General features: G+C 43.6%; 25 protein-coding genes. 3 read left to right on the top strand and 22 right to left on the bottom strand.

Annotation, left to right across the window (positions count from 1 at the left end):
- Window positions 1–30 precede the first annotated feature (30 nt).
- Entirely contained in the window at window positions 31–789 is a 759-nt protein-coding gene (locus JKM87_RS08740; RefSeq protein ID WP_202079956.1) for an EcsC family protein, read from the bottom strand.
- 102 nt (window positions 790–891) lie between these two features.
- Between JKM87_RS08740 and nth the strand changes: the two genes are divergently transcribed.
- A complete protein-coding gene (gene nth, locus JKM87_RS08745; RefSeq protein WP_419761845.1) occupies window positions 892–1545 on the top strand; it encodes an endonuclease III in 654 nt (217 codons plus the stop codon).
- A 137-nt stretch (window positions 1546–1682) separates the two neighbouring features.
- Here nth and JKM87_RS08750 read toward each other — a convergent pair whose 3' ends face one another.
- From JKM87_RS08750 to JKM87_RS08775, 6 genes are all read right to left on the bottom strand, one after another.
- On the bottom strand, window positions 1683–2441 hold the full coding sequence (locus JKM87_RS08750) for a DnaD domain-containing protein (RefSeq protein ID WP_202079958.1): 759 nt from the start codon (window positions 2439–2441) through the stop codon (window positions 1683–1685).
- A 60-nt stretch (window positions 2442–2501) separates the two neighbouring features.
- On the bottom strand, window positions 2502–3791 hold the full coding sequence (gene asnS / locus JKM87_RS08755) for an asparagine--tRNA ligase (RefSeq protein WP_202079959.1): 1290 nt from the start codon (window positions 3789–3791) through the stop codon (window positions 2502–2504).
- 323 nt (window positions 3792–4114) lie between these two features.
- Window positions 4115–5608, bottom strand: coding sequence for an AAA family ATPase (locus tag JKM87_RS08760; RefSeq protein WP_202079960.1), 1494 nt, complete (start codon window positions 5606–5608; stop codon window positions 4115–4117).
- A gap of 7 nt (window positions 5609–5615) precedes the next feature.
- Window positions 5616–6143, bottom strand: coding sequence for a hypothetical protein (locus tag JKM87_RS08765; protein ID WP_202079961.1), 528 nt, complete (start codon window positions 6141–6143; stop codon window positions 5616–5618).
- Window positions 6144–6370: 227 nt separating this feature from the next.
- A complete protein-coding gene (locus JKM87_RS08770) occupies window positions 6371–6841 on the bottom strand; it encodes a hypothetical protein (RefSeq protein ID WP_202079962.1) in 471 nt (156 codons plus the stop codon).
- A gap of 1 nt (window position 6842) precedes the next feature.
- Window positions 6843–7595, bottom strand: coding sequence for a hypothetical protein (locus JKM87_RS08775; RefSeq protein WP_202079963.1), 753 nt, complete (start codon window positions 7593–7595; stop codon window positions 6843–6845).
- A gap of 141 nt (window positions 7596–7736) precedes the next feature.
- Here JKM87_RS08775 and JKM87_RS08780 point away from each other — a divergent pair, with 141 nt between their 5' ends.
- A complete protein-coding gene (locus JKM87_RS08780) occupies window positions 7737–7898 on the top strand; it encodes a hypothetical protein (protein ID WP_202079964.1) in 162 nt (53 codons plus the stop codon).
- A gap of 93 nt (window positions 7899–7991) precedes the next feature.
- On the opposite strand, the gene JKM87_RS08785 is transcribed toward JKM87_RS08780, so the two are convergent.
- The 14 genes from JKM87_RS08785 to JKM87_RS08850 all read right to left on the bottom strand — a co-directional run bounded on the left by JKM87_RS08785 (window position 7992) and on the right by JKM87_RS08850 (window position 22931).
- Window positions 7992–9290, bottom strand: coding sequence for an amidohydrolase (locus tag JKM87_RS08785; RefSeq protein ID WP_202079965.1), 1299 nt, complete (start codon window positions 9288–9290; stop codon window positions 7992–7994).
- 73 nt (window positions 9291–9363) lie between these two features.
- Entirely contained in the window at window positions 9364–10209 is an 846-nt protein-coding gene (locus JKM87_RS08790) for a ComEC/Rec2 family competence protein (RefSeq protein ID WP_202079966.1), read from the bottom strand.
- Window positions 10210–10241: 32 nt separating this feature from the next.
- Window positions 10242–13055 (bottom strand): ATP-dependent DNA helicase DinG, encoded by a 2814-nt coding sequence (gene dinG / locus JKM87_RS08795; protein ID WP_202079967.1) that lies wholly within the window; start codon window positions 13053–13055, stop codon window positions 10242–10244.
- A gap of 51 nt (window positions 13056–13106) precedes the next feature.
- The gene (locus JKM87_RS08800; RefSeq protein ID WP_202079968.1) at window positions 13107–14348 is read right to left on the bottom strand and encodes a tetratricopeptide repeat protein; all 1242 of its coding nucleotides are present in this window, start codon (window positions 14346–14348) and stop codon (window positions 13107–13109) included.
- Between the two features lie 121 nt (window positions 14349–14469).
- Entirely contained in the window at window positions 14470–14859 is a 390-nt protein-coding gene (gene panD / locus JKM87_RS08805; protein WP_202079969.1) for an aspartate 1-decarboxylase, read from the bottom strand.
- A complete protein-coding gene (gene panC / locus JKM87_RS08810) occupies window positions 14852–15730 on the bottom strand; it encodes a pantoate--beta-alanine ligase (protein WP_202079970.1) in 879 nt (292 codons plus the stop codon). Before panC ends, panD begins: the two co-directional genes overlap by 8 nt.
- Window positions 15727–16581: a 3-methyl-2-oxobutanoate hydroxymethyltransferase gene (gene panB, locus JKM87_RS08815; RefSeq protein ID WP_202079971.1), complete on the bottom strand. Its 855-nt coding sequence runs from the start codon at window positions 16579–16581 to the stop codon at window positions 15727–15729. The genes panC and panB overlap by 4 nt, the downstream gene beginning before the upstream one ends.
- Before the next feature lie 286 nt (window positions 16582–16867).
- Window positions 16868–17857, bottom strand: a complete 990-nt coding sequence (locus JKM87_RS08820; RefSeq protein WP_202079972.1) for a biotin--[acetyl-CoA-carboxylase] ligase — start codon at window positions 17855–17857, stop codon at window positions 16868–16870.
- Window positions 17850–19124: a CCA tRNA nucleotidyltransferase gene (locus JKM87_RS08825; protein WP_202079973.1), complete on the bottom strand. Its 1275-nt coding sequence runs from the start codon at window positions 19122–19124 to the stop codon at window positions 17850–17852. Before JKM87_RS08825 ends, JKM87_RS08820 begins: the two co-directional genes overlap by 8 nt.
- Window positions 19125–19275: 151 nt before the next feature.
- A complete protein-coding gene (bshA, locus tag JKM87_RS08830) occupies window positions 19276–20439 on the bottom strand; it encodes an N-acetyl-alpha-D-glucosaminyl L-malate synthase BshA (protein WP_202079974.1) in 1164 nt (387 codons plus the stop codon).
- Between the two features lie 17 nt (window positions 20440–20456).
- The gene (gene bshB1, locus JKM87_RS08835; protein ID WP_202079975.1) at window positions 20457–21158 is read right to left on the bottom strand and encodes a bacillithiol biosynthesis deacetylase BshB1; all 702 of its coding nucleotides are present in this window, start codon (window positions 21156–21158) and stop codon (window positions 20457–20459) included.
- A gap of 54 nt (window positions 21159–21212) precedes the next feature.
- Complete coding sequence (gene mgsA, locus JKM87_RS08840; RefSeq protein ID WP_202079976.1) at window positions 21213–21617, bottom strand: methylglyoxal synthase; 405 nt, start codon at window positions 21615–21617, stop codon at window positions 21213–21215.
- Window positions 21618–21634: 17 nt separating this feature from the next.
- A complete protein-coding gene (gene dapB, locus JKM87_RS08845; RefSeq protein WP_202079977.1) occupies window positions 21635–22432 on the bottom strand; it encodes a 4-hydroxy-tetrahydrodipicolinate reductase in 798 nt (265 codons plus the stop codon).
- The gene (locus JKM87_RS08850; protein ID WP_202079978.1) at window positions 22422–22931 is read right to left on the bottom strand and encodes a tetratricopeptide repeat protein; all 510 of its coding nucleotides are present in this window, start codon (window positions 22929–22931) and stop codon (window positions 22422–22424) included. Before JKM87_RS08850 ends, dapB begins: the two co-directional genes overlap by 11 nt.
- 156 nt (window positions 22932–23087) lie before the next feature.
- Here JKM87_RS08850 and JKM87_RS08855 point away from each other — a divergent pair, with 156 nt between their 5' ends.
- Entirely contained in the window at window positions 23088–23948 is an 861-nt protein-coding gene (locus tag JKM87_RS08855; protein ID WP_202079979.1) for a YitT family protein, read from the top strand.
- Between the two features lie 130 nt (window positions 23949–24078).
- On the opposite strand, the gene JKM87_RS08860 is transcribed toward JKM87_RS08855, so the two are convergent.
- Entirely contained in the window at window positions 24079–24765 is a 687-nt protein-coding gene (locus JKM87_RS08860) for a zinc metallopeptidase (RefSeq protein WP_202079980.1), read from the bottom strand.
- Between the last annotated feature and the right edge of the window lie 55 nt (window positions 24766–24820).

The raw sequence follows: 24820 nt of genomic DNA on the forward strand, positions 1-24820 counted from the left end.
GAGCATACCTTTCATTATAAAATCTTCCAATTATAAAATAGGATGTTGATACGTTTGTTGTAAATGGCGTAATTGTAAACACTTTAAGGCGGTTGTACCAAGTTCTTCTACGAGCGTGTAATTTGCCCATGCACCGACGATCGCGCCTAGCCCAGGGATCATTTGTAATAGCTTCCTAAACTCAATACTCTGCTTATACTCTAGATAAAACCCTTCCCAATCAAAGGTATCCCATGAATCCCATTCATTAAATTCGACCTGATTTTCCCATGTTTTTAACCTTTGCCAGACCTCTCTCTTGACCTCAATCCCTGAGAAAGGTAGTAAAAAAATGTTCAACGTGTACAGTCGTTCTTCAAAATTCTCTAAGCGGTAACCAAATAGGGTCATTAATTCCTGTAATAGTCTTAGCTTTATCGATATTAACGCTGGGAAATCAATACCGGAAGATATGATTCCGCCAAAACCCGTCCCGGCCCCTTCGATTGAGGCTAAACGCTGATATTTCTGTATAATCGGACGAGCCTTTTCTGTTCGCTCCCGAAGGTCTCTTTCATCTGAAATAAGCGGGGCTGATATGGCACGGGATGGTAAAAGATTAAGGCCCTGCAAAAAACTTTTAACAGCTTTCTCAAGCGCTTGAGCGAAGGCTCTGTGTATTTTTCTAGGAACAAGACCATCTAGCTTTTCCTGCAAAGATTTGGACATTTGTTGCCATTCCGTTGTGTCATATAATTCTCGTTCAAACTTCATCAACTGCATTTGTACGACTCGATCATACGTTTCCATACAGACGCTGTACTCCTTTTTTATTTATTATTGTGTTCCCTTGGACAAGTTCATTGGTTTGCTTTTTACTGTTTTCATGTATAATGTAATTTGGGTGATATGATGAATAAGAAAACGGTACGTCACATACTAGACACACTAGAGGATATGTATCCCGATGCGGATTGTGAACTAAATCATGATAACGCTTTTGAATTACTCATCAGTGTGGTCCTTTCTGCACAATCGACAGATAAAAAAGTAAACGAAGTGACCAAAAGTTTATTCCAAAAGTACAAAACGCCACAGGACTATCTTTTCGTCCCTTTAGAGGAACTTGAAAACGATATTCGCTATATTGGATTGTATAGGAGTAAGGCCAAGAACATTCAAAAGCTGTGTCGTTCCTTATTAGACAAGCATGACGGGGAAGTGCCTCCCTCCCATGAAGCGTTGACCGAGCTTGCTGGTGTGGGGCGTAAAACGGCCAATGTGGTTGTGTCTAATGCTTTTGATATACCGGCCATTGCTGTAGACACTCACGTGGAAAGAGTCTCTAAAAGGCTAGGGATTTGTCGTTGGAAAGACTCTGTCCTTGAAGTAGAAAAAACTTTAATGAAGAAAGTGCCACGTGAAGAATGGACACAAACCCACCATCGTTTAATCTTTTTCGGGCGATACCATTGTAAAGCTCAAAAACCTCAGTGCCCTGAATGTCCACTCCTGGACATTTGTCGGGAAGGTCAGAAACGAATGAAAAGGGAAGGCGGTTTTTAAAAAGGCGATCCCCTCTGGTCTCTGGGGAACGCCTTTATTTTTCACTATTTTTTATTTTACGATTTCGTTTACCCTCTTTTTTCCGCTGTTATCTTACTATTTTAGGACTAACCGTCCGTCCATTTTTTAATAACTTTTTATTTTTCAAGCCAATTATAGAAAGTAAACGCTTCTTCTGGTGTTGATTCGTTCATACGTGGTGTCAATTCTTGTTGTTGACGAAACTTCCGACTATGCTCTTTTACTTGTTCTGGGGTCTTAACCCCTTTTTTCCGCCATTCCATAAGGATGCGATCAATGTAACGAAAAGAAAGCTTATTCGCAATCACCGCTTCTCGTAGAGCTAAAAAAATGATTTGAGGTTCATGCTTATCATCATCAAGCCATAACCCAATCGTCTCACATTCTATCGGTGAAAGTGGACGTCCAAATTCCTGCTCAAATCGATGAAAAATCTCTCCCTCTAGCTTCTTTTGATCTTCAAGCGCCTCGTGATCCACCGGCCAATGCATGGTCTCTGACGTTGATGCCACTTCGTCCTCCATCACACTATCGGGTGTATCTGTCAGGACATTAATGAGCCTTTCCCACAATGGTTGTAATGAATAACTCTCGATTAAGTATCCTTGCTCGTCCACGCTTGATTCGATATTAATGATCTTATCCTTACGTAATCTGTTCAGCATGCTTGTCAATTGCTCCGTGGTACACGTCATTCTTTCCTCTAACTGGTCCAAGCTTGGGAAAGGAACCCCCTCAGTTCGGAAAGCGTGAATATGAATAAGCAGCAAGAGCTCAGCATCTGTAATAGATAGTTTCTTGTAGTGTTGTAAAAGGACATAAGGAATCGAGGCACTTCCCTTACTCATCCACGCAGCCCATTGTTGTATTGACATTGAGCCTCTCTCCTTTCTATCCGTATACATCACACTTTGACGTGTTATGCCTTTAACTTGTTATGGGTATAGGCGGTTTAACAGACGAGGGAACGGAATCGTCTCTCGAACGTGCTCTGTTCCTGTCATCCATGCCACTGTCCGTTCTAAACCTAAACCAAAGCCAGAATGAGGTACAGACCCATACTTTCTTAAGTCTAAATACCACTGATAGGCCTCTTCTGACAACTCATGCTCCTTGAAACGTTCTTCTAACAGGGCTGGATCATCTATACGCTGACTTCCGCCGATGATTTCGCCGTACCCTTCTGGCGCAATGAGGTCCGCACATAGTACAACATCTTCACGTTCAGGATCAGGCTTCATATAGAACGCCTTGATCTCAGTCGGGTAATGAGTGATGAACACAGGCTTGTCAAAGTGTTCCGCGATCGCTGTTTCATCTGGGGCACCAAAATCTTCTCCCCACTTAATCTCATGTCCCTTTTCCTGTAAAAGTTCAATGGCATCATCATAAGTGATACGGGGGAATGGTGCCTGCACATTTTCTAATTTTGTGAGGTCACGTTCAAGCACTTCTAACTCTTGGCGACAATTATTTAAAACGGCTTGGGTGACATAAGTGACGAAGTTTTCCTGTATCTCTAAGTTCTCCTCATGATCGACAAAGGCCATCTCAGGCTCAATCATCCAAAATTCGATAAGATGACGTCTCGTCTTTGACTTCTCCGCACGGAATGTGGGACCAAAAGAGAACACTTTACCGAGTGCCATAGCTGCCGCTTCCATATACAATTGACCACTTTGAGAAAGATACGCGTCTTCATCAAAGTATTTGGTATGGAATAAGTTCGTCGTGCCCTCTGCCGATGTTGGCGTGAGAATCGGTGGGTCCACTTTGACAAATCCATTTTGATGGAAGAACTCATACATCGCATTGATAATTTCTGATCTAATACGCAAAATGGCATGCTGCCTCTTAGACCGTATCCACAGATGACGATGGTCCATCAAAAATTCTGTCCCGTGTTCCTTTGGGGTGATCGGATAATCCTCAGCCGTATGTATCACAGAGACGTCCTCTACCGTTAGCTCATAACCACTCGGTGCACGGTCGTCTGCCTGTACCGTTCCTGTGACGTATAAGGAACTCTCCTGTGTGAGTTCTTTGGCTACATCCCAAACGTTCTCCTCCACTTCTTTTTTTAACATGACGCCTTGAATAAAGCCTGTCCCGTCACGTAATTGTAGAAATTGTATTTTACCGCTAGAACGTTTATTCGTTAACCAGACCCCAATCGTGACTTTTTCTCCAACGTGTTTGCCTACTTCAGAAATCGTTACCTTCAAGATATTCCCTCCAACTACAGTTTATAAGCTATATTGATTATCTTCTCGGGTTAGAATCACTTTGACTATTATACTACGTTCTTACCTCTGAATAAAGCACGGTGTTTATCCAGCATTTACAATAGCATCTCTCCATGTTCATTATATAAATAAATGAGGACAAATGCCAAGTGACATTAAAAAAAGAGCCACCACACAATCAGGTGTGGTGTGCTCTGCTCTCTCTGTTATTATTTTTATTTCTAAAATACGCTTAGGGTTCTTGGCATACTCATAGGTCTGTTTTTGGATGTTTTCGTACAGGCTTCAGTCGTTTGCTTCTTTTAGGATACGTGTGCGCGATATTTCGTGAGTAATTGACGGAAGCGGTCCCCATTCATTCGCTCCTCTTCGAGCAGAAGACCGTAACACTCTTGGAAAACGAGGTCATATGATTGCAGTAATTCCTTCGTCTGTTCTAATAAAGTGTCTAAGATACGGTTCGCTTCTTCATGCACCCATTCTTTCTTGAGGTGCTGCATCGATACGATCCCTAACGATGAAAGGCCTGCATCAATCATATGATGAACATAATTCATAGCCTGGTCAAAATCGTTTTTAGACCCTGTACTCCGCTCTCCGTAGTATATCTCCTCTGTCACAGCACCAGCCAGACAGATCATAATCTGCTCTTCCATATACGTTTTAGTATAGAGGAACTGTTCTTTGGGCGGAGATTGGCGCACATAACCTAAGGCGCCGCCACGAGGCACAAGCACCACTTGCGATACTGAATGTGGGCGTAGGACTTCAGAAACAATGGCGTGCCCTAGCTCATGGTAAGCCACTCGTTTCTTTTCTTCTGCCGTAGACTCTTTGTCCGTCTGTTCACCCATCATCACTTTTTCAATCGCTTTAGAGATATGCTCTCGTGTAATCTCATTGCCTCTATCTCTGAAGGCGTATATTGCGGCCTCATTAGCTACACTCTCTAGCTGTGCGCCAGAAAAACCGAAGGTCTCTAAGGCGATATCCGCTAGTGTAATGCCCTCTTCTAACGGTTTTTCGGTAAAGTGGATGGAGAGGATATGCTCCCTGGCTGTTTTATCCGGAAGATCTACAGTAATGTGTCGGTCAAAACGGCCCGGTCGAAGCAGGGCAGAATCGAGCATATCTTTACGGTTGGTTGCGGCCATAATGAGTATCCTCGGGTGCTCAGACGTACTCATGCCGTCCATCTCGGTTAGCAGCTGATTAAGAGTTTGGTCATACTCCTTTTGCTGTTTCCCTTCCCGCTTTCCACCGATGGCATCGATCTCATCAATGAAAATAATCCCTCGATCTAGATTTTTCTCTTCTGCCATCTGTTTGACTTCCTTAAATAAATCTCTAATCCGACTGGCGCCGACACCGACATACATTTCAACAAATTCACTACCCGATGCGGCTACGAACGCAGCTTCAGCATAATTGGCCGCTGCTTTTGCCATTAGTGTTTTCCCCGTCCCCGGCGGACCTGTTAAAAGAATACCTTTTAGTGGTCGAATCCCGTAACGACTTGCTTCATCATCCTTCTTAAGAAAATCAATCGTTTCCATCAACTCCGTCTTCGGTCTCTCTTGACCTCCGATATCTTCAAACGATACTTTGGGAGTAGCCACGGCGTGTGACACCTTTTTCTTATTGCCTCCACCAGCCATCATTTGCTGACGCTGGATCAAGAAGTACACGATACCTATGATAACGGCTAAAAATAAAAATGGACCAACGTTGTAACCCATGAACACTAAAAATATAAAAACGACAGGTACTGCACCTGCTAGCCATTCTTTTGCCATCATTTAATCACCTGCCTTCATTGCCCATTTCGGTTAGTGGATAAGCGATATAAACTTCTTCGCCATCGTGTAGCTCAAAATATAGAAAAATAAACGCTTCGTTCATATTTAAATCTGCCTCATGATAATCACCTGCAGATAATCCTTGCTTAATGGTGTCCTGTAACTCTGTATACCTTTGGTGTTGTATCGCTTCAATAAAAGAAGGTGAGTGCGTTAACCACCAAGGATGTTGGTTGCTCTGAGTGACATCAACCTTAACTTCGACTCCCTTACCTGGGTGTTGTTGCTGAAGATATGACTGTAAATCGAGATAAACGTGCCCGAAATCTGGTCTATCTTCAAACTGCACTGTGACAACCACTTGCTCTCCGCCTTGGTCAACATTCTGGATGGTAACCCCTTCTTTTTCATCAGCCCAATCCATTAGCGGTTTTTCCATTCCGTAAAACTGATATAAGTAAAAACCACCAAAAAGGATGAAAGTGGTGACCAGCATGGACAGTAAGACTGATTTTTTATTCCAGTTTTGCACTTCTTAATCACCCTCTATCTATAAACCATTATCACAACATTCGTATCCAGGTTAAAAATAATGTCATGTATATCGATAGTATATCATACCATCCATACTTCTGGCTTTAGAAGAGGTTTCCAGTATATATCTCAAAAGGTATGTGGATCATATAAAATAAACAAAAGAACACGCAGAAGGTGCGTGTTCATCCGTTCACAATAGTTAGCATGCTGAATGAGTCACAATTAATTAGAAAGGGTATAACTGTTCTGATACTCTCCATCTTGCATCGTGTAGTAAATATACTGCAGTTGACCGTCTGTGTTATAGGCCACAATCTCCCATAAGAAAGTATGTCTGTAAGCGGGCGAAACACGTAAAATTTCTGATAAACCACGTTCTACCTCAGCAAGGGCCATCACATCTTCTGAATCCCGAATATCATTGAAGGAGATGCGATGAACCTCAACATCTTCATTCAAGAATACGTATTCCTTTTCTCCATCTTTCTTTTCAACCGTGAGAACGTTATAGCTTTGGCTCCCGTGGAACCGATGTGTGTCGATCACGGTTAAGTCAGATTCATGCTCCTGGACCCATTGTTCTGCTGAGACAAGTGATTCGTTTTTATCTTTCTGAACTGTGACATAAAGCTGTACGGCCTGCCATAAAACAAAAAGCATACATAAACCTAAAATAATAACCCATTTTTTCATATTAAAAAGTGAATGTCACCTCTTCTAGTGCTTCGCCGTTTTTTTGTAATCCAAATGTCAATGACGCTAAATCGAGTTCATTAACCTGTTCTGTTATCTGTAGAACATATATAATATCATAATCCTTTAACTGTGCGGAAGCAAACGCTTGATTTTTTCCTTGTAAATGAGATGAGAAATAGGGCGCAATTTCCTCTTCAAGTAATGCCAATGTCCCAATGATATGTACGGCCCAACCGTTCTCAGTTAATTGCCACTCTGCGCGGTCATATCCTTGCTCCGTAATCATATCGTTCAATAAACGGATATGTTCAGAGGGGAGTGTAAATGTAAATACGGACTCATCCAATGATTCGGTGTGTTCATCGTATTTTAACATGACCCCGTCCGATACACGCTCGACTTCGAACGTATCTTCTTCATTTATTTTACCTGACATTTCCCACTTGTCTGGGTTAACATAGGCGCCCGTTAACTGAATGTTAGTCCCCTCAACACCATAAGTTGTTTCGAACGTCTTTGTTTGCTCTTGATCTTCATTCCAGTGTTGATCTAACTGCACCACAAGCTGTTGCAGGGCTGCATGCTCATCCGCAATATAACTCAAGTCCTCAAACACTGCGGACCATTGCTCGTATAAGTCTTCGTAGGCCTCGTGCTCTTGCTCTGATGTTTGTTGTTTGCAACCACTAAAGGCAAGTATAATCATGGTTGTACAGACCACTGACAGGATGACTTTGACGTATGTGTTCATTGTGCAATCCCTCCTTACTTATATATATCGGAGGGACAATGGTTACATGCCTTAATCCTCTATGTCCTGAAAAAAATGTTAGACATAGCGCCTGGCCTTTACGCTTATACTATGTTTACCGCTCGTAAAGGGGGGTTTATGATGCACTGGAAAGAAGAGCAACGTCAAGTGTCACCACTTGACCAACCGGAATATTGGTTAGATTTTCGCTCAACGCATTTATGGTTTGGACCACATTCCCCAGTCTATAAGGATGAAAAAAGGGAGTGTGAGTACCTGCACATCTTCTTTCCCACAAATTGATCTAAATCCCCTGCCTACCGCTCCTCAACCTGTATGTGTTTACTCATGCAGGTTGTTTTTCTTATCCATCCGCTTTTTCACTAAAAAGTTGGATTATTTTTTCTCTAAGAGGGCAAAGACACGGTTAGCTTCACTTATGATTTTTTCTTCATCAAGATACACACATTGACCATCCTTGACCACACGATTCCCCTGAACATAAACGTCCTTCACATCATGCCCACCGGCCGCGTAGACAATATGCGAGACAGGTTCATGAGCAGGTTGTAAATGAGCCTGTTGAGCGTTAATCACGATAAAGTCAGCTTCCATTCCTGACTCTAAAGACCCTATGCTGTCATTAAAAACGGCTTCAGCTCCCCATTTTGTGCCCATCTGTAACGCCGTATGAGCGGGAATGGCCGTAGGATCACGTTGAACACCCTTGTGAATGAGGGCAGCTAGGCGCGCCTCTTGGAACATGTCTAAATTATTATTAGACGCTGCACTGTCCGTACCCATGGACAATTTAAGTCCTTTATCCAATAAAGTCTGTGCCCGCGCGACACCTGAGCCTAATTTGAGATTGCTGGCAGGATTATGGGATATTTTTACGTCATAACGACTGAGCGTCTCGATTTCCTCTTTCTCAAGATGAACGGCATGAGCCACCAGTGTGGGGCGTTCAAAGACACCAATATCTTCTAAATGAGCCACCGGTCTTTTACCGTAGTCTTGGACGTTTTGTTCCACTTCTTTTTCCGTTTCTGACATATGGATATGAATAGGCAGGTCTAATTCAGTGGCCTTGTCAACTATACGGCTAATGAAGTCTGGCGGGCAGGTGTAAGGCGCATGAGGTGACATCATGGTTGTGATGCGTCCGTTTGCCTGGTGATGCCAGCGTTTAGCGAAAGATGATGCTTCCTCAAGTTTAGCGGTGCGCTCTTGCTCAGATCCTAGTCCGATCATACCTCTTGTGAGTACACCGCGTATGCCTGCACTTTCTACCATCTCTGCTACTGTATCCATATGGTCATACATATCGACAAAACAGGTCGTGCCAGACTTTAGCATCTCGACGATGGCGAGTCCCGTCCCCCAGCGAACCGTTTCAGACGTGAATTGCCCTTCTAATGGCCACATTTTCTGTTCTAACCATTCTTGTAGGGGGAGGTCATCCGCGTAGCCTCTAAGGATTGACATGGCAGCATGCCCATGTGTATTAACCCACCCTGGCATGACCCAATTGCCTTGTAGGTCGATGACGTCATCATAGTGGTCTTCACTCAGCGGTGTCTTTTCACCAATGTCGATAATGTTCTGGTCCTCGATAACCATATAGCCGTTCTCATACCAGTCATGAGTCTCATTCGCGGTGATGATCACACCATTTTTAAATAATGTTTTCATGTATCGTCCACCCTTTTACGTTTATTTATTTATATCAACATTTTACCCCTTTCTGTCATATGTGGAAAGTCCTTTACTCATCCTCAAGGATATATACTTTGTAATCATCTCGGTAAGTCACGACTAGTAAATGTCCGTGTTTTTTTAAGGGATAGACGTCCATCCATGATTCTTCAAGACGCTCAACAACGTCTTGATGCAGGTAGAACTTTGGCCGATGAAAAATAACGGCAATATGAGGATCAACCTCCGCTATAAAATCGGCGTGTGACGATTGATTACTGCCAAAATCACTTACCTTCAATATTTGTGAGTGCAGGTCAAATTGTTCGACCAGCTCCAGTTCCACCGCCTCAGATACGTCGCTGGTAAATAATAGATGCGTTGTCCCTACTTCGAGTTGAAAAACCAAGGAGTTGTCCTGAGGGGCCCCGGACAATTGTTCACTAGGATGCAAGACGTGCATGCTTGTATGTTCATTCCAGGTTACTTTATCATCTCGAGTTAACGGATGATGCTCAGTATGCTCAGCCCAGTCAAACGTATTGGTAAAAGACTCGAGTGCGTAGGGATAATAGACGTGATCAATCTGATACCGCTCTATCACCTCTTTTAAATTCCCAGCGTGTTCGTCTGAATCATTGGTGATAATGAGTTCATCTACAGTGAATATATCCTGTTTTTCTATATACTTAAACAGTTGGCGCTTAGAGGACGCACTGCCTGTATCAATCAGTATTGTTCGTTTATCTTCGAGCTGTACTAAGGTTGCTTCACCATTGGTAAGCTGAATAAAGTGGACCTGCGTCCCGTCCTTCGGGATTTTTTGCACATTGTTGGGAATATATGGGTTGTCACGTACGTGATCGATTTGTCCCGCTGTAAAAGCCCCAATGAATAGCACTAAGCATATAGACATGATGACTTTCAACGCCTTTAACCTCATGACACTCATCCCAATCGTTGTAAAATTTCAGTAGCGATACTGTCCTTAGATACCACTTTCAGATCAATATCGGGCAAGCTCCGTGTAAAGGCACGCCCATAATGGGTCTCGATCAATCGACGGTCAAAGACCACCACGACTCCTTCATCTGTCTCTTTACGGATTAACCGGCCAAACCCCTGTTTGAAACGCAGAACGGCCTGAGGTAATGCTAAATCTTTAAACGGACTATACCCGTCTGCTTTAAGTTGTTCACCTTTTGCTTCCTCATAAGGCGAGCCTGGGGGGGTGAATGGCAGCTTCACAATAACCAAACATGAAAGATCCTCCCCTGGAATGTCGATGCCCTCCCAGAAACTATACGTCCCAAACAATACGGCTTGTTGCTCTCTCTGGAAGTTCTTCGTTAGTTTCGTACGACTGCCTGAATCGACACCTTGAGCGTAAAGAAAAATCCCCAAATCCTGTAAGGGCTCTTTGGTCAGTCGGTGTGTTAACTGTAACAAGCGATAGGATGTAAATAGGACGAGCATTCTCCCCTTACTGACACTAGCCATCTCAATTAAGGATTGAGCGAGATCTTGTGCAAATGCCTTTTCCTCACCGTACACATGTTTACGAATGTCATTGGGCACCACGAGGTTTACTTGATCTCGGTATGAAAATGGTGATGGGATGACAGCCGTATCACACACCTCGTGTTGCAGTCCGAGCTGATGTATCATGTAGTCGAAGGACTGATTGACTTGTAATGTGGCGGACGTGAGTACAACGCTTTGTTTCTTAGAAAAAAACAGCTCCCAAAGCACTTGATCAACATGCAACGGACGCACATGACATTCTAAAAAATAACGATTGCCATGGCGATCATACTGTACCCAATGGACCTCTTCTGTTGGCGTTGCCTCTAAGAAAAAAGCATAGACCTGTCTGATGTCATGCTCAAGTTGTTCTGTAGTGGATTGCCACGTTCTCACGATTTGTTTCTGTTGGTGTGTCATATCTTGTTTTTCCAACGTATTTACCATACGGGCATGCCCTTGCAGGGCTTTATCCAAGATGTCGACACACTGGGTGATCTGCTGAAGGATCTGGACCCAAGCTTCTCCTTCTTCATTTTGGTGTTGGATACGTACGACTTTCTGGTGATGATCTTGCGTGACTTTACCTTTGTACGAGACAAAATGCTGGAGCTGATCAAAAAAGTAATCAATGTGCTCTTTGAGTTCATGAAGTGTAAACAGGATGTCATCCAACTGTTTAGATAGGGTGCTTCCGTCAAGCAAAAGCTGAAATATGTCATATAATTGGTCGCTTAAGCTTTTCTTCTCCTGAGCCGCCAAACGTTGAAAAATACTGTGAATGTTCGCATAAGCGATCCTTTGACCGAACTGCTCTGTGGCCACATGATGAAAATGGTGGGCCTCGTCAATAAGTGCATATCGGTAAGCGGGCAAGCCCTGACCATACACCTGGTCTGTCAGCAGCAAGGCATGGTTTGTGATAACTAAGTCTGCTTGCTGCGCCCGTTCTCTCGCCTTGTAATAGAAACATCGCTTATACCACGGGCAATCTTTTTGAAAACAATTGTGACCTTCACTTTTGACTGATTCCCAAAAATCCTTGCCCCCAGATGACAGATTTAATTCTTCAACATCACCCGTTTCCGTTTCAGTCAACCATACTAGCAGCTGCATTTTAGTCAGGTCATGGTCGTAATTTTTTTCAACCGGATACAACAACGCCTGCTCGAATTTATTCAAACATAAATAATGGTGCTTGCCCTTCATCACGGTTGCTTTAAATGAAAAGGGCAACGCTTTTTGTAAGACAGGCAGTTCCTTGTGCATGATCTGCTCCTGTAATGGAATCGTGTGGGTGCTGACGATCACTTTTTGATCCGTTTTTTTCGCTTGCAAAATACTGGCCCCAAGGTAACTCAAGGTTTTTCCTGTACCCGTACCTGCTTCAAACAATCCGTGCTTCCCTTCCCGAAAGCAGTCATAAATATCTTCATATAATCTTAATTGCCCTTCTCTAGGTCGATACCCTGGCACTTTAGGACCCACTAGAAGATCGAAACTCGTGGCATCAAGGTCTGGTATCGGCTCTTCTTCAAGTGTCTGTTCGTCCGCTATGGGTCTCAATGCGATTTGCCTATGTATATCGTAAGCGTCATCCTGAGCGTTAAGACGCGTTAATCTTTCACTTTCAATGTGACGTAGTAAGGACCCAATATCTGAATGTAGCGTTTGAGAAAGAGGCACCATTCTCTGTACAGTAACGAGTGGTAGCGCCCACATCTTCTCGCATAATGATAAAAAGAGCTGAGCTGTTGCTAATGCATCGCTGTCAGCTTGGTGTGGAGCCTCGTGGGCCATATCAAGTTGCGTTGATAATTGTGATAGTTTATAACCTTCTTGCTTGGGTAACAGGATCCGAGACAGCTCTACGGTATCGATAATGCCACCCTCGAACTTTAAGTATCCGTTTGCGTCTAAGATATGCTGCAGGACGGATAAGTCGAAATGCACGTTGTGTGCCACAAGTATAGCTTGGTCTAATCTCTTGAGAATGTCAGGTAACACTTCCTCTAAGGTCGGTGCTGACTGCACATCGTCATAGGAGATGCCTGTTAATTTTTTAATAAAAGGAGGAATCGGGATGGTGGGACGGATAAAGGATGAAAATTGATCGGTCATCCGCCCTTCTTCAATGGTTACCATACCGACCTGAATGACTTGGTCCCCTTCCTGAACGCGATTCCCTGTAGTTTCAAAATCAATTACGACGTATTTTTGCTGCAATAGAAATTCCAATGTACCTTCACCTCATATGCACTACAATACAGGAATTTCAATAAAAAATCACTAGTGTGATTGTAGGACACCGTCTGAAACTGTTTGTAATGCTTCCTCAAGATCCCCATCGGCTAGGCTTTTTAAAGACTGAACGAGGGGATGCCCTGGTTTGACCTGCACCAAACGGTCGATGTTACGATGGGCTGCCTCCCATTCTTTCCAGAACAACAACATCCACGTATAAGAGATCTGAAGTTCTATATAGTCTGGGAATAAGCTAAGGGCTTTTATAAAGGTTTCTCGGCTCTTATCTTGTTGTTGAGATAAACCGTAATTCCAAGCTAATCCGAACCATGCTTCTCGATCTTGCAGGTGTGCTTTATACTTCAATAACCGATCATAACATTGAGCTGCCATTTGATGTAGCGCTTTTTCTTCAAAGTATGCAGCCATATCCTTCAGCAGAGACGGATGTTCTTCCACTTGCAAAGCTTCAAACCAATAGGCGATCCCTGCTTCTTGATCTCCCTTTTTCATATAAACCTTTCCTAACATGTACGGCATTTTCCAGTCGTGTTGAAACGTTTGATATCCTTTGGTATAAAGATCAATACAGTCGTCATATTTGCCTAGCTGATAAAGTGTCGTACCATAATTATGGAAGTAGACGTAAATCCACTCCGGTTTTAATTGATTAACTTGCATTTTCTCAAAATAGCGGAGTGCTTTCTCATAATTTTCTTGACTCCCTTCAAGACAGGCTAAGGCGTGTACAGCCAGATGATAGAGCTCGACTTTTGACGTTGTATCTACAAGAAACTGAAGATAATACTTTGCTTTAGACGTTTCATTTATAGCCAAATAAGCATGCCCTAAGTACAGCTTAGCCATCTCAAAATCTGGTTGGGTCTGCACCGTTTTTTCTAAGTACGGGACTGCATGTTCAAACATTAAGAGGTCATATAGTGCTTTACCTTTTGTCCACTCTGCAGAATCATTCGTTTCGGTCAATGTATCTTTCGGTAAATAAAAGGATTGATAGGCGTGCTTAGCTTCCTCGACATCTATTGCGGGTTTAGGACTCATCGATGATGACTGTCCTTGTTTCTCATCCCCTGACTGTATTAGGTCTAAGTACTGTCCTAGCTTTTCCTCAAACTTCAACCACTCTTCTACAATTTCTTCACTGGTTTTCTTAAGTGCTTCTAACTCTTGTTGTCGTTCATCTTCACTGATAATCCCTTGATTCGTTTGTTTCTTCAGTTCTGAAAGCTTTTGATTTAACTGGTCGAATACTTGTTGCACACTCATGAAGACACCCTCTTCACTCATATTTATCCTGTTAGTATTGTTTACCCAAAAGGATAAAATCATGAAAAAAAGCCAACGCATGAAACGTTGACTTTAAAACGTACTCATATGAAGGTTGACCTTAAACGGTGGGTATGGTGCCATGAACTTCTTGATTCATTAATTGTGCAATCCGATTATCTTTATCCATGATGGCGACTTTTGAACGGAACTGATTCAATTCTTTTTCCTCTACCATCGCATAGGAAATAACAATTACCGTGTCACCAGGTTGAACCAGTCTTGCTGCAGCGCCATTGAGACATATCACACCTGATCCCCTTTCGCCAGGAATGACGTACGTTTCCAGGCGTGCACCATTATTATTGTTGACAACCTGCACTTTTTCCTGGGGCAAAATATCCACCTGGTCTAATAGGTCTTGATCAATGGTAATACTACCGACATAGTTCAGATTCGCTTCTGTCACAGTTGCTTTGTGTAGCTTTGCTTTCATCATGTGTCTAAACACGAAAAGAAACCTCCTTTCCTACGACCTCCACAATCATGTTGTCAATGAGTCGTGTTCCCCCTATACGAACGGCAAGTGCCACAATCACATCCGTGTCAATATAAGAGATATCTTCGAGGCTCGGATAGCGATAAATATGAATATAATCTATATCGGCGGATGGTGCCTGACTTACCACGTCCTGTGCCTCATCTAATAAAGTTTTAACGTCTCGTTCTCCCTCGAGCATCAATGTCTTAACCCGTTGAAGCGCTTCAAATAGCACAACCGCTTCTTGTCTGTCTTTTTCTTTTAAGTACACGTTTCTTGAACTCATAGCCAAGCCGTCGTCCTCTCGAAATGTGGGACATGTGACGATGTGTACTGGAAAATTGAGATCCTGGACCATTTGTTGGATGACCGCCACTTGTTGGGCGTCTTTTTGCCCAAAGTAAGCCGTATCCGGTTGGATAATATGAAAAAGCTTAGAAACAACGGTACCCACACCATCAAAATGTCCAGGTCTAGAAGCCCCGCATAATCGTTCTGTGATCTCTTGAATCTTCACTGTCGTTTTGGGTTTAGTGGGATACATCTCCTCTACAGAAGGTGCAAAAATATAGTCCACACCCACCCGATCTGCTTGCTCAACATCACGCTCTAAGTCACGGGGATACTGCTCGTAGTCCTCTTCGGGTCCAAATTGCAACGGATTAATAAAAATACTCATGACGACCACATCAGCGTTTTGCTTAGCTTCACATGCTAAACTAAGATGACCGTCGTGCAGGTAGCCCATGGTAGGAACAAATCCAATCCTGCTCCCCTTCAATTGCTTGATTTCTTCATATTTCGTTCGCCATTCTTCTATCGTATAAATGACTTGTGTCACTGTTCATTTGCTCCTTTTCCACCATATAACTGCGTGATCACATCTTTATTAATTGAAAAAGAGTGCTCGCTTGTGGGAAACTGTCTCGTTTTGACTTCTTGAATATATTCAGACACAGCGTCTTGGATTTGATTCCCGACCTGTGCGTATTGTTTAACAAATTTTGGGTTCACGCTGCTTTGGTACTGTACAATATCGTGAAACACGAGGACTTGACCGTCACAATGTAGGCCTGCACCAATCCCTATCGTTGGAATCGTCAATTGGGCTGATAGTTTTTCCGCTAAGTCAGCCGGTACACACTCCAACACGAGTGCGAACACGCCTGCTTCTTGTAAGGCTAAGGCATCTTCAATCATTTTTGCTGCGGTTTGCGTGTCCTTGCCTTGAACCTTATAACCGCCTAACTGATTCACGGACTGAGGCGTCAGGCCTAAATGCCCCATCACAGGTACGCCAGCAGAGACAAGCCGACGAATCGTCTCTTGATGTTCAGCTCCACCTTCCAATTTCACGGCGGTGGCCCCGCCTTCTTGCATCAGTCTTTGACAAGCGTCAAGCGTTCTGTCAAACGATCCATGATAGGTCAAAAACGGCAAGTCCGTGACGAGCAACGCCCGATCATTTCCTCTTGAAACCGCTTTCGTATGATGAAGCATGTCATTAATGGTGACCGGAATAGTAGACTCGTATCCTAAAACCACCATGCCTAAGGAATCGCCCACGAGAATTACGTCAATGCCTGCTTCATCCACTAATTTAGAAGTAGGATAATCGTAAGCCGTGATCATTGAAATCGGCTCACCATTACGTTTCATGTCTTCTAACACTTTCGTCGTTACTTTTTTCATCCATTTAACCTCCTTTTAACTGGAGGGGTCGCATAAAAAAACCTCCTGCTGAATGATGGCAGAAGGCGCCTTTAGACATACGTCTCGCAATATGTCCTCACGATCCCTCTGTCCCTGTCCAAAGTTTGGTTCAAGGCAGAATCACTGTTCGCAAGTGCAAATCATGACTTGATGAAATGATGACTTGCAATGTAAAAGTTTTTTAGATGCAGTCAGCATCATGTCAAGCATCAGATGTTCAAGTACAGTTCCAAACATGGATACCGCCTTTATGCTTCATATTATATCAGACCTCACAGGGTGGTGTCTCTATATCTGCTGAATAAATTCGATGGATCATCCCACTCGCATCCTCAAGTAATAAAACACCGTCTTCATTGATGCCACGAGCGATACCCGCCACTTGACCTTCCCTGGTGCGAGCGGTGATTTGCTTGCCTATTGTACTCGTATACGTCTCCCATAACGTTTTAATAGGAGAGAAACCATGCGCCATATAAAGATCAAGTAAAACTTCCCACTCTTTCAGTATGTTGAGTACCAGAGACTTACGGTTAATCTCTTCTCCAGTATCGACCTTAAGCGAGGTGGCAATATGCTGTAGCTCTTCTGGAAAGTCAGACGCGGATTGATTCACGTTCATTCCAACCCCGACAATGACGTAGTTTAAGCGATCCGTCTCTGCGTTCAACTCAGTCAATATGCCTGCTAGCTTTTTTCCTTGTAGGAGAAGATCGTTTGGCCACTTAATCTGACATTCCTTACCTGTCGTATTTTTAATCCCCTTCAGTACGGCTACTGAAGAAAGTAACGTCACCTGTGACACAGAAGAAAGAGGGATATCCAGCCTCAGGATCACGCTCATCCATACCCCGCTTTGGGCGGGGGAGTGCCATTTACGGTTCAAGCGCCCTTTGCCCTGCGTTTGGTGTTCGGCTAATACAACAGTTCCTGAAGGGGCGCCTTCACGTGCTTTTTCATGAGCCACTAGTTGCGTTGAAGTCACCTCGTCATAGTGATACAAGTGATGCCCCATTGTTTCTGTCTTAAGATAAGGCACAAGGTTAGAGGCTGTGAGCGAAGTTGGCGTTTGTAAAAGCTGATAGCCTTGCTTTCTTACAGCTTGAATGTGATATCCATCTTTACGAAGCTCTTCGATATGTTTCCAAATGGCTGTTCTCGATATCTCTAGCTGATGACTCAGCTCCTCTCCAGACACAAACGTGCCTTTTCGCTCCTGTAAAATTGACACTAGTTTTCTACGGCTCTCATTCATGTGCATCCCTCTTTTCTGTTCGCAGTTGACGTTTAATCTCGTCAAGTAAAGCATCTTTTTCGTTAGGCAAAACCCTGTTTAACACTTTTTCTAGTGCATCTTCCAACATGCACTGTATCCAAGGCCCGGCAGGTTTATTAATGGCTTGTACAACGTCATGACCATCAATCGCCAAATCCTTTTTTCTATGTATAGGAAGCGCTTTATGCCGATGCTTGACACGGTCCCCAAGACGGTGGTCCCACTCCCCTAATTCAAGTAATTGATTTAATTTTAACAAACGGACAATGGCAGGCACACCTAGCTCAAGCAACGCTTTATGAGGTATGTGGTTCACATCTTGTAAGCCCGGCTGATCACAGGCCAATTCATATTCCGTTGTTAAGATCTGCTTGGTGTGCTTGTCCATATTGCTCTTTTTCAGAAAATCCAAAATGATGGGCTTAGGTTGTGGTGTTAACCGAAAGAGCAGTAACCACCGCTCCGTTTCATCAAGATCCGTTAGAGGATAGTGAAAAAGCTGTTGATAGCCCGTTTCAAACGTTGAAAAAGGTGCGATGTCTTCAAATACACGTAAGTCTTGTAGATAGCTCAACCCCTTCGTAACGTGGGGCGAGCGGAAGCATTTCATCCACTCATTGACCTTACGCTCAAAGGAGACATACTGTAAACCTTGAACTGTCCCCTGCATCGCGAGTAACGTTTGCTCTTCTATATCAAACCCGAGCTGACAGCTAAATCTGACCGCTCGTAATATGCGTAAAGCATCCTCTTCAAACCGTTGAAGTGGGTTACCGACAGCACGAATAACACAGTTAGAGAGATCCTCTTGGCCCTGAAAATAATCCATGATGTTGTATTGCTCATCCATGGCCATAGCGTTTATAGTAAAATCCCTCCGCAGAAGATCCTCACGTAGATCGGAAACAAAGCGCACAGCATCAGGTCTGCGGTGGTCTTGATATCCCGATTCTGTCCGATAAGTCGTCACTTCGAACATCTCTTCCTCTAACAGGACGGTCACGGTACCATGCTGTAAGCCTGTAGGAATCGTACGTGAAAACAAGGTCATCACTAATTCCGGAGGGGCGGATGTGCATATATCAATGTCGTTGATCTTACGTTGTAGTAAAAAATCTCGAACACAGCCACCAACGAAAAAAGCTTCATACCCATTGTCTTTGATCGTTTGGAGTATCTTACCTCCAACGTTAAATAATGGTGCAGAGCTTGGCATAAACATCCCTCTCTTCTTCTTCAAACGCAACCGTGTCTATCCACCCATGCACATAAGAAAACCCTTTTGGCATATAATATGAACACCGGAAAGGAGGAGACAACGTGAGAGTGCTCATCGGCATGTTAGTGTTCATCTCGAGGCTCATGTACGCCAAAAAACGCAGTAACACGAACCGTACTTAATCAGTGCTTTCTTCTTCAGCTACCAATTGGTAGTACAAATCTTCATAAATACGTAACATGCGTTTAGCGCAAAACGTTTCGTTTGCCCGTCTCACACATTCGTCAGAGAATGTTTGGTACAAGTCCGGATTTTTCAGTAATGACATAGCTGACGATGCCATTTGTTCAACATCACCGATCGGGTGTACAAAACCTGAAGTACCATGGTCAACAACCTCTGGTAGCCCCCCTGCATTTGAGGCCACAACTGGGATCCCACAAGCCATGGCTTCCAATGCGACTAACCCAAAGCTTTCCTGCTCTGAAGGTAGGAGCATGACATCCATTTGTGACAGAATCTCTGAGGCATCCTCTTGTTTTCCAAGAAAGATGACCTTTTCCTGTAGACCATTGTCTTGTACCCATTGCATGACTTTTGGGAAGTCTGGACCTTCACCTATAAACACCATTTTTGACGGAATCTGCTCCACAATCTGTTTGAACACCTTGACAACATCTAGTGTTCTTTTTACGGGTCTGAAATTTGACATATGAACGATGAGCTTTTCGTCGTGTGGGGCATATTTATTTCTGAAGCGCTTGGAGGCCCGCTTATAGTACACCCTCTTGTCCACAAAGTTATATACTTTATGGATATGCCTATCTATATTTAATAACGTTTTGGTTTGCTCCACTAGACTGCCTGAAACCGCAGTCACGGCATCCGATTGTTCTATGCCAAAGCGAATCATTTCCTTCAACGATTCATCATAGCCCAACACCGTAATATCTGTTCCGTGTAAAGTTGTTACAACCTTGATCGGATGGTGAATCATCTGTTTCGCTAAATAAGCGCATATGGCATGCGGTATCGCATAATGCACGTGTAATATATCCAGTTTTTCTCGATTGGCCACCTGCGCCATTCTGTTCGCTAAGGTGAGGTCGTATGGTGGATACTTGAACACGGAATAATGATTCACATCCACCTCATGAAAAAAGAGGTTGGGATGATACTCCCCTAATCTGAACGGCATACTTGAGGTTATAAAGTGCACCTCATGCCCATGCTCTAGGAGTAACTTACCGAGTTCCGTTGCTATGACACCAGATCCCCCAAGAGTGGGATAGCAAGTGATTCCTACTTTTAATTGACGTTGCTGTGCTTGGTCATGCTTCATGACTAGTGCTCCTTTTCTCATTCAAACGATGGTAATAGTAGAGGTTCTTCGACCATAAATCCTTCCGCATAGGCCACATTTTTCATCTTGCCAAACCATTGATCGCGTCCTAGGACCACATCAATAAACCCTGTATTTAAACGGGTTTCAACCTGACCTTCTTGTGGTGAGAACTGTGTTTGATAAGCCATAAGAGACGCTCTCTTTTGATTCACGTGAGAAGATATGTCTATCAGTACGTCCGGCTTAACCGTGCCGTTAATGATATATTTAAAAACTTGTTTCACTTTATGAGCCTCGTCCTTCTCATCTCCGTATTGGTAGCGGCGAATCCCCGCATTAAAAACGGCCTCTTTTACGCGTCTAGCCGCTTCTCCATGATCGGGGTGACGATCCTCCTCATACGGTACATAAACATAAGTGGGCTTATACTGTCGTATGACTTGCGCAATCGTGCCGATGATATCTTCTTGGTTCATATGTAAACCTCGGTCCGAAAATTTGAGGTTGATTCTCTCTTGGACGCCCAATATCTGTGCGGCTTGTTGTGCTTCATGTTGCCGCTCTGTGACGGTTCCATTTGAGGACAGTTCAGCTAATGTAAGGTCGCAAATACCCACACGAAACCCTTGGCTTGTATGTTTCGCAATGCTCCCACTCATACCAATTTCAACATCGTCAGGGTGCGCACCAAAACATAGGAGGTCTAAAGTAGACATCTAACCCTCTCCCCTCTCATTTGTCATTAAGCTAATTTTCAATTGAGCCATTCGTTACTCTGAGCGATTCACCACACGTCTAAAATCGATGTCCCCCTGCTCTAGAGATTTGACTAATACCTCAGCAGTGGCCATATTGGTGGCTAGAGGGACCCCATAAACATCACACAAACGCAGTAATGCTATAATGTCAGGTTCATGAGGCTGGGCCGTTAACGGATCACGGAAAAAGAGCACCACATCCATCTTATTTTCAGCAATCAGGGAACCAATTTGCTGATCTCCCCCTAGAGGGCCAGACATTAACCGGTTGACATCTAAGTCTGTGTTTTCCATGATCCTTTTACCCGTCGTTCCTGTCGCAAACAGCTGATGGTCGTTAAGAATGGGCTCATACGCAATCGTAAACTGAATCATGTCCTCTTTTTTCTTATCATGTGCGATTAAAGCAATATTCATATTGAGCGCTCCTTATCTTAATCCATAATTTTATCTAATCCATAGACAAGGCCATGTAATGTCATCACTTTGTTGATGGCTAATTGGACACCCGGCATGAAGGAGGTACGATTTATAGAATCATGGCGAATGGTTAGGCTCTGTCCCTCTCCACCGAACATGACTTGCTGGTGAGCGACGAGGCCAGGAAGACGGACACTATGTATGGGAAATCCTTGATAGAACGCGCCGCGTGCTCCGTCCAGTTCTTCTTTTTCCTCTGGGTGACCCTGTTTGTGTTCCTCTCTTACTTCACCGATTAATTCTGCTGTTTTTATCGCTGTTCCCGAAGGGGCGTCCAGCTTTTGGTCATGATGCATTTCAATAATTTCAACGTCTGACATGTACTTAGCCGCTTGTTGGGCAAATTTCATCATCAAAATGGCGCCGATGGCAAAGTTAGGTGCGATAATGGCCCCAACGTTTCGCTCCTTACTAAGCTTGTCCAGCTCTTCAATATCCTCGGGAGACAACCCTGTGGTCCCCACCACAGGGCGAACACCGAGTTGGATCGCAGTGATCATATGCTCTTTCACAACGGCCGGCGTCGTAAGATCAACGAGTACGTCTACCTCATTCTCAGACAGTGCCTGCTCCAAATCATGATAAAATGGCGCACCGATTGGGCCAATACCAATCGTTTCTCCAACGTCACCGCCTGATAATTTAGAATCCACCCCAGCCACAAATGCTAGGTTCTCGTCTTGGTGAATCATCTTGACAGCTTCAGATCCCATTTTTCCTTTTGCGCCTGCTACGACTACTTTAATGGACATTGTTATTATTTTCACTCCTATTAATAAAGTATTCTTTTGCTTTCGGGTATTTAGGGTCTAATTCAAGAAGTTTCTTTATTTGTCTCTCTGCTTGGTCCACTTGATTCAAAAACATGTGTATCGAAGCAATGCCCCAACGTAAATCGAGGTTAGCAGGGTCCATATCTAGAATATTGTATAAATCGGTCAAATCTCTTTCTGACACAGTCCCCTGAGCTAATTTTTCTTTTGCTACTTGCACATGCTTCTGAATGTGCAGATTGATATATTGTAACTGATACGTTTCGCATGTATCAAACAATTTAATCGCTTTGTTAATCGCATCAATCGCTTGGTCTACTTGCTGATTACGAGCATAAGTGATCGATAATTTATAATATAACGAATGATTTTTTGGATTACAATGGATGGCCCTTTGAAAACATTCAATCGCACGCTTATAATCTTGCTGAAAAATAGCCGTGTATGCCTCATGTACATACTTATTCTCAATTCCCATCAGTTGGTCCACCCCCATAAAGGTTCACTACAATATATGAAGGGTTTGACCAAGATGAAACGACTGGTATACATTTATAAATGGTTCTGTTAGTATAAATTTTACCACTACTCAGGAACGGACGCTATCATCTTGCTTTTGCTCGGAGGTCGAATGATGAAAATCAAATTTAAAAATGTGCTTATGATTATCCTTGGAAGTGCGATATTCGCCTTCGGTATCAATTATTTTAACATTGCAAACCGTTTAGTTGATGGCGGCTTTACGGGTATCACCTTGGTATTAAAATACTTATTTCATTTTGATCCGGCCATCACCAACTTTGTTTTAAACGTCCCGTTGTTATTAATCGGGTGGAAAGTGCTCGGCCGGAACGTCTTTATCTATACCATCATTGGGATCGTTGCCGTTTCTGTCTTCTTGTGGGTCTTCAGGGACTTACAGTTATTCTTAGGGGAAGACCTACTCTTAGCGGCGCTGTACGCTGGTGTATCTGGCGGTATCGGTCTGGGGCTCGTCTTTCGCTACGGGGGCACTACGGGTGGGGTTGACATCATCGCCCGTCTTGCCCTAAAGTACTTCGGATGGAGTATCGGAAAGACAATGTTCGCCTTTGATGTGACCGTTATAACCGTTTCTCTTATCTATCTCGACCATAAGCTAGCGATGTATACCATCATTGCTGTATTTGTCGGTGCACGTGTCATCGACTTTATGTTGGAGGGCGCCTACGCCGCTAAAGCGATCATGATTGTATCAGATGCTGCACCAGAGATTTCAGCCAAGATTACCAAGGAAATGGATCGTGGCGCAACGTTATTAAAAGGCCGTGGAGGTTACACAGGAAACGACCGAGAGGTGTTATATTGCGTGGTTAGCCGTGGTGAATTGATGCGCTTAAAAAACTTAGTGGGGAGCGTCGACCCTTACGCGTTCGTTGCTGTTAGTGATGTCCATGACGTTCTCGGTGAAGGTTTTACACATGATGAACAGAAGAGACCTTTACGTGAAGAATGAAATATAAAGATGTTGGGACGTGCTTCCGGCCGCTCTTACTCAGGCCTTCTTTTTATATTGTAGAGCCAAAAAAAAAAGAGCTGTATGCCAGTGGCATCCACAGCTCTTTTTGCTTTGAAATTCGAGCTCGTTAATCGTTTTGTTGCATGTATATAAAGACGAGTCGCACAAGTTCTAGAACGGCCGCTGCTGCTGCTGCAACGTACGTAAGCGCTGCTGCGTCCAATACTTTTCGAGTCGATCTCTCTTCCTCGTTACGAATAAAGCCTTGTGATACAACTAAATCCATCGCTCGAGAACTTGCATTGAATTCAACAGGTAACGTGATCACCTGGAATAGTACAGCCGCTGTATACAATACAATGCCTACGAGAAGAAGTTGGCTGAAAAATCCTCCACCGTACCCGAGGAAGATTCCAGCTAAGATTAACGGGAAGGCTGCCTTTGATCCGAAATTGGCGACAGGAACTAAGGCGTGTCTAAAGCGTAAGAAGGCATACGCTTCCTTATCTTGAATCGCATGGCCTACCTCGTGCGCTGCAACTGCTGTTCCTGCTAGACTCGTCCCGCGATAAATTTCCGAGGATAGTCGAACAACTTTGCCAGAGGGATCGTAATGGTCTGTCAACTGACCCTTGACTTCTTCTACGCCAATATGTTGCAAGCCATTGGTATCTAATATTCTTCTAGCCACTTCTGCCCCAGTCATACCAGAGGATGAAGAGATTTGGGAGTATTTTTTGTAAGCTGAACGCACTTTGTACTGTGCGTACACCGCAAACAGGATTGCCGGCACCAATGTGAGTAGAAATATCATGCACATCTCTCCTTTAGTCTACATAAATGGAATGACACAATAGTTGGAAGTCTTG

It is taken from the genome of Caldalkalibacillus salinus (assembly GCF_016745835.1).
Lineage (GTDB): Bacteria > Bacillota > Bacilli > Caldalkalibacillales > JCM-10596 > Caldalkalibacillus_A > Caldalkalibacillus_A salinus.

What these genes read in the sequence shown, in the direction of transcription:
- JKM87_RS08740 (WP_202079956.1), bottom strand. Translation starts at nt 789, where the DNA reads ATGGAAACGTATGATCGAGTCGTACAAATGCAGTTGATGAAGTTTGAA.
- nth (WP_419761845.1), top strand. Translation starts at nt 892, where the DNA reads ATGAATAAGAAAACGGTACGTCACATACTAGACACACTAGAGGATATG.
- JKM87_RS08750 (WP_202079958.1), bottom strand. Translation starts at nt 2,441, where the DNA reads ATGTCAATACAACAATGGGCTGCGTGGATGAGTAAGGGAAGTGCCTCG.
- JKM87_RS08760 (WP_202079960.1), bottom strand. Translation starts at nt 5,608, where the DNA reads ATGGCAAAAGAATGGCTAGCAGGTGCAGTACCTGTCGTTTTTATATTT.
- JKM87_RS08770 (WP_202079962.1), bottom strand. Translation starts at nt 6,841, where the DNA reads ATGAAAAAATGGGTTATTATTTTAGGTTTATGTATGCTTTTTGTTTTA.
- JKM87_RS08775 (WP_202079963.1), bottom strand. Translation starts at nt 7,595, where the DNA reads ATGAACACATACGTCAAAGTCATCCTGTCAGTGGTCTGTACAACCATG.
- JKM87_RS08780 (WP_202079964.1), top strand. Translation starts at nt 7,737, where the DNA reads ATGCACTGGAAAGAAGAGCAACGTCAAGTGTCACCACTTGACCAACCG.
- JKM87_RS08785 (WP_202079965.1), bottom strand. Translation starts at nt 9,290, where the DNA reads ATGAAAACATTATTTAAAAATGGTGTGATCATCACCGCGAATGAGACT.
- JKM87_RS08790 (WP_202079966.1), bottom strand. Translation starts at nt 10,209, where the DNA reads ATGTCTATATGCTTAGTGCTATTCATTGGGGCTTTTACAGCGGGACAA.
- JKM87_RS08800 (WP_202079968.1), bottom strand. Translation starts at nt 14,348, where the DNA reads ATGAGTGTGCAACAAGTATTCGACCAGTTAAATCAAAAGCTTTCAGAA.
- panB (WP_202079971.1), bottom strand. Translation starts at nt 16,581, where the DNA reads ATGAAAAAAGTAACGACGAAAGTGTTAGAAGACATGAAACGTAATGGT.
- JKM87_RS08820 (WP_202079972.1), bottom strand. Translation starts at nt 17,857, where the DNA reads ATGAATGAGAGCCGTAGAAAACTAGTGTCAATTTTACAGGAGCGAAAA.
- bshA (WP_202079974.1), bottom strand. Translation starts at nt 20,439, where the DNA reads ATGAAGCATGACCAAGCACAGCAACGTCAATTAAAAGTAGGAATCACT.
- bshB1 (WP_202079975.1), bottom strand. Translation starts at nt 21,158, where the DNA reads ATGTCTACTTTAGACCTCCTATGTTTTGGTGCGCACCCTGACGATGTT.
- mgsA (WP_202079976.1), bottom strand. Translation starts at nt 21,617, where the DNA reads ATGAATATTGCTTTAATCGCACATGATAAGAAAAAAGAGGACATGATT.
- dapB (WP_202079977.1), bottom strand. Translation starts at nt 22,432, where the DNA reads ATGTCCATTAAAGTAGTCGTAGCAGGCGCAAAAGGAAAAATGGGATCT.
- JKM87_RS08850 (WP_202079978.1), bottom strand. Translation starts at nt 22,931, where the DNA reads ATGGGAATTGAGAATAAGTATGTACATGAGGCATACACGGCTATTTTT.
- JKM87_RS08855 (WP_202079979.1), top strand. Translation starts at nt 23,088, where the DNA reads ATGAAAATCAAATTTAAAAATGTGCTTATGATTATCCTTGGAAGTGCG.
- JKM87_RS08860 (WP_202079980.1), bottom strand. Translation starts at nt 24,765, where the DNA reads ATGATATTTCTACTCACATTGGTGCCGGCAATCCTGTTTGCGGTGTAC.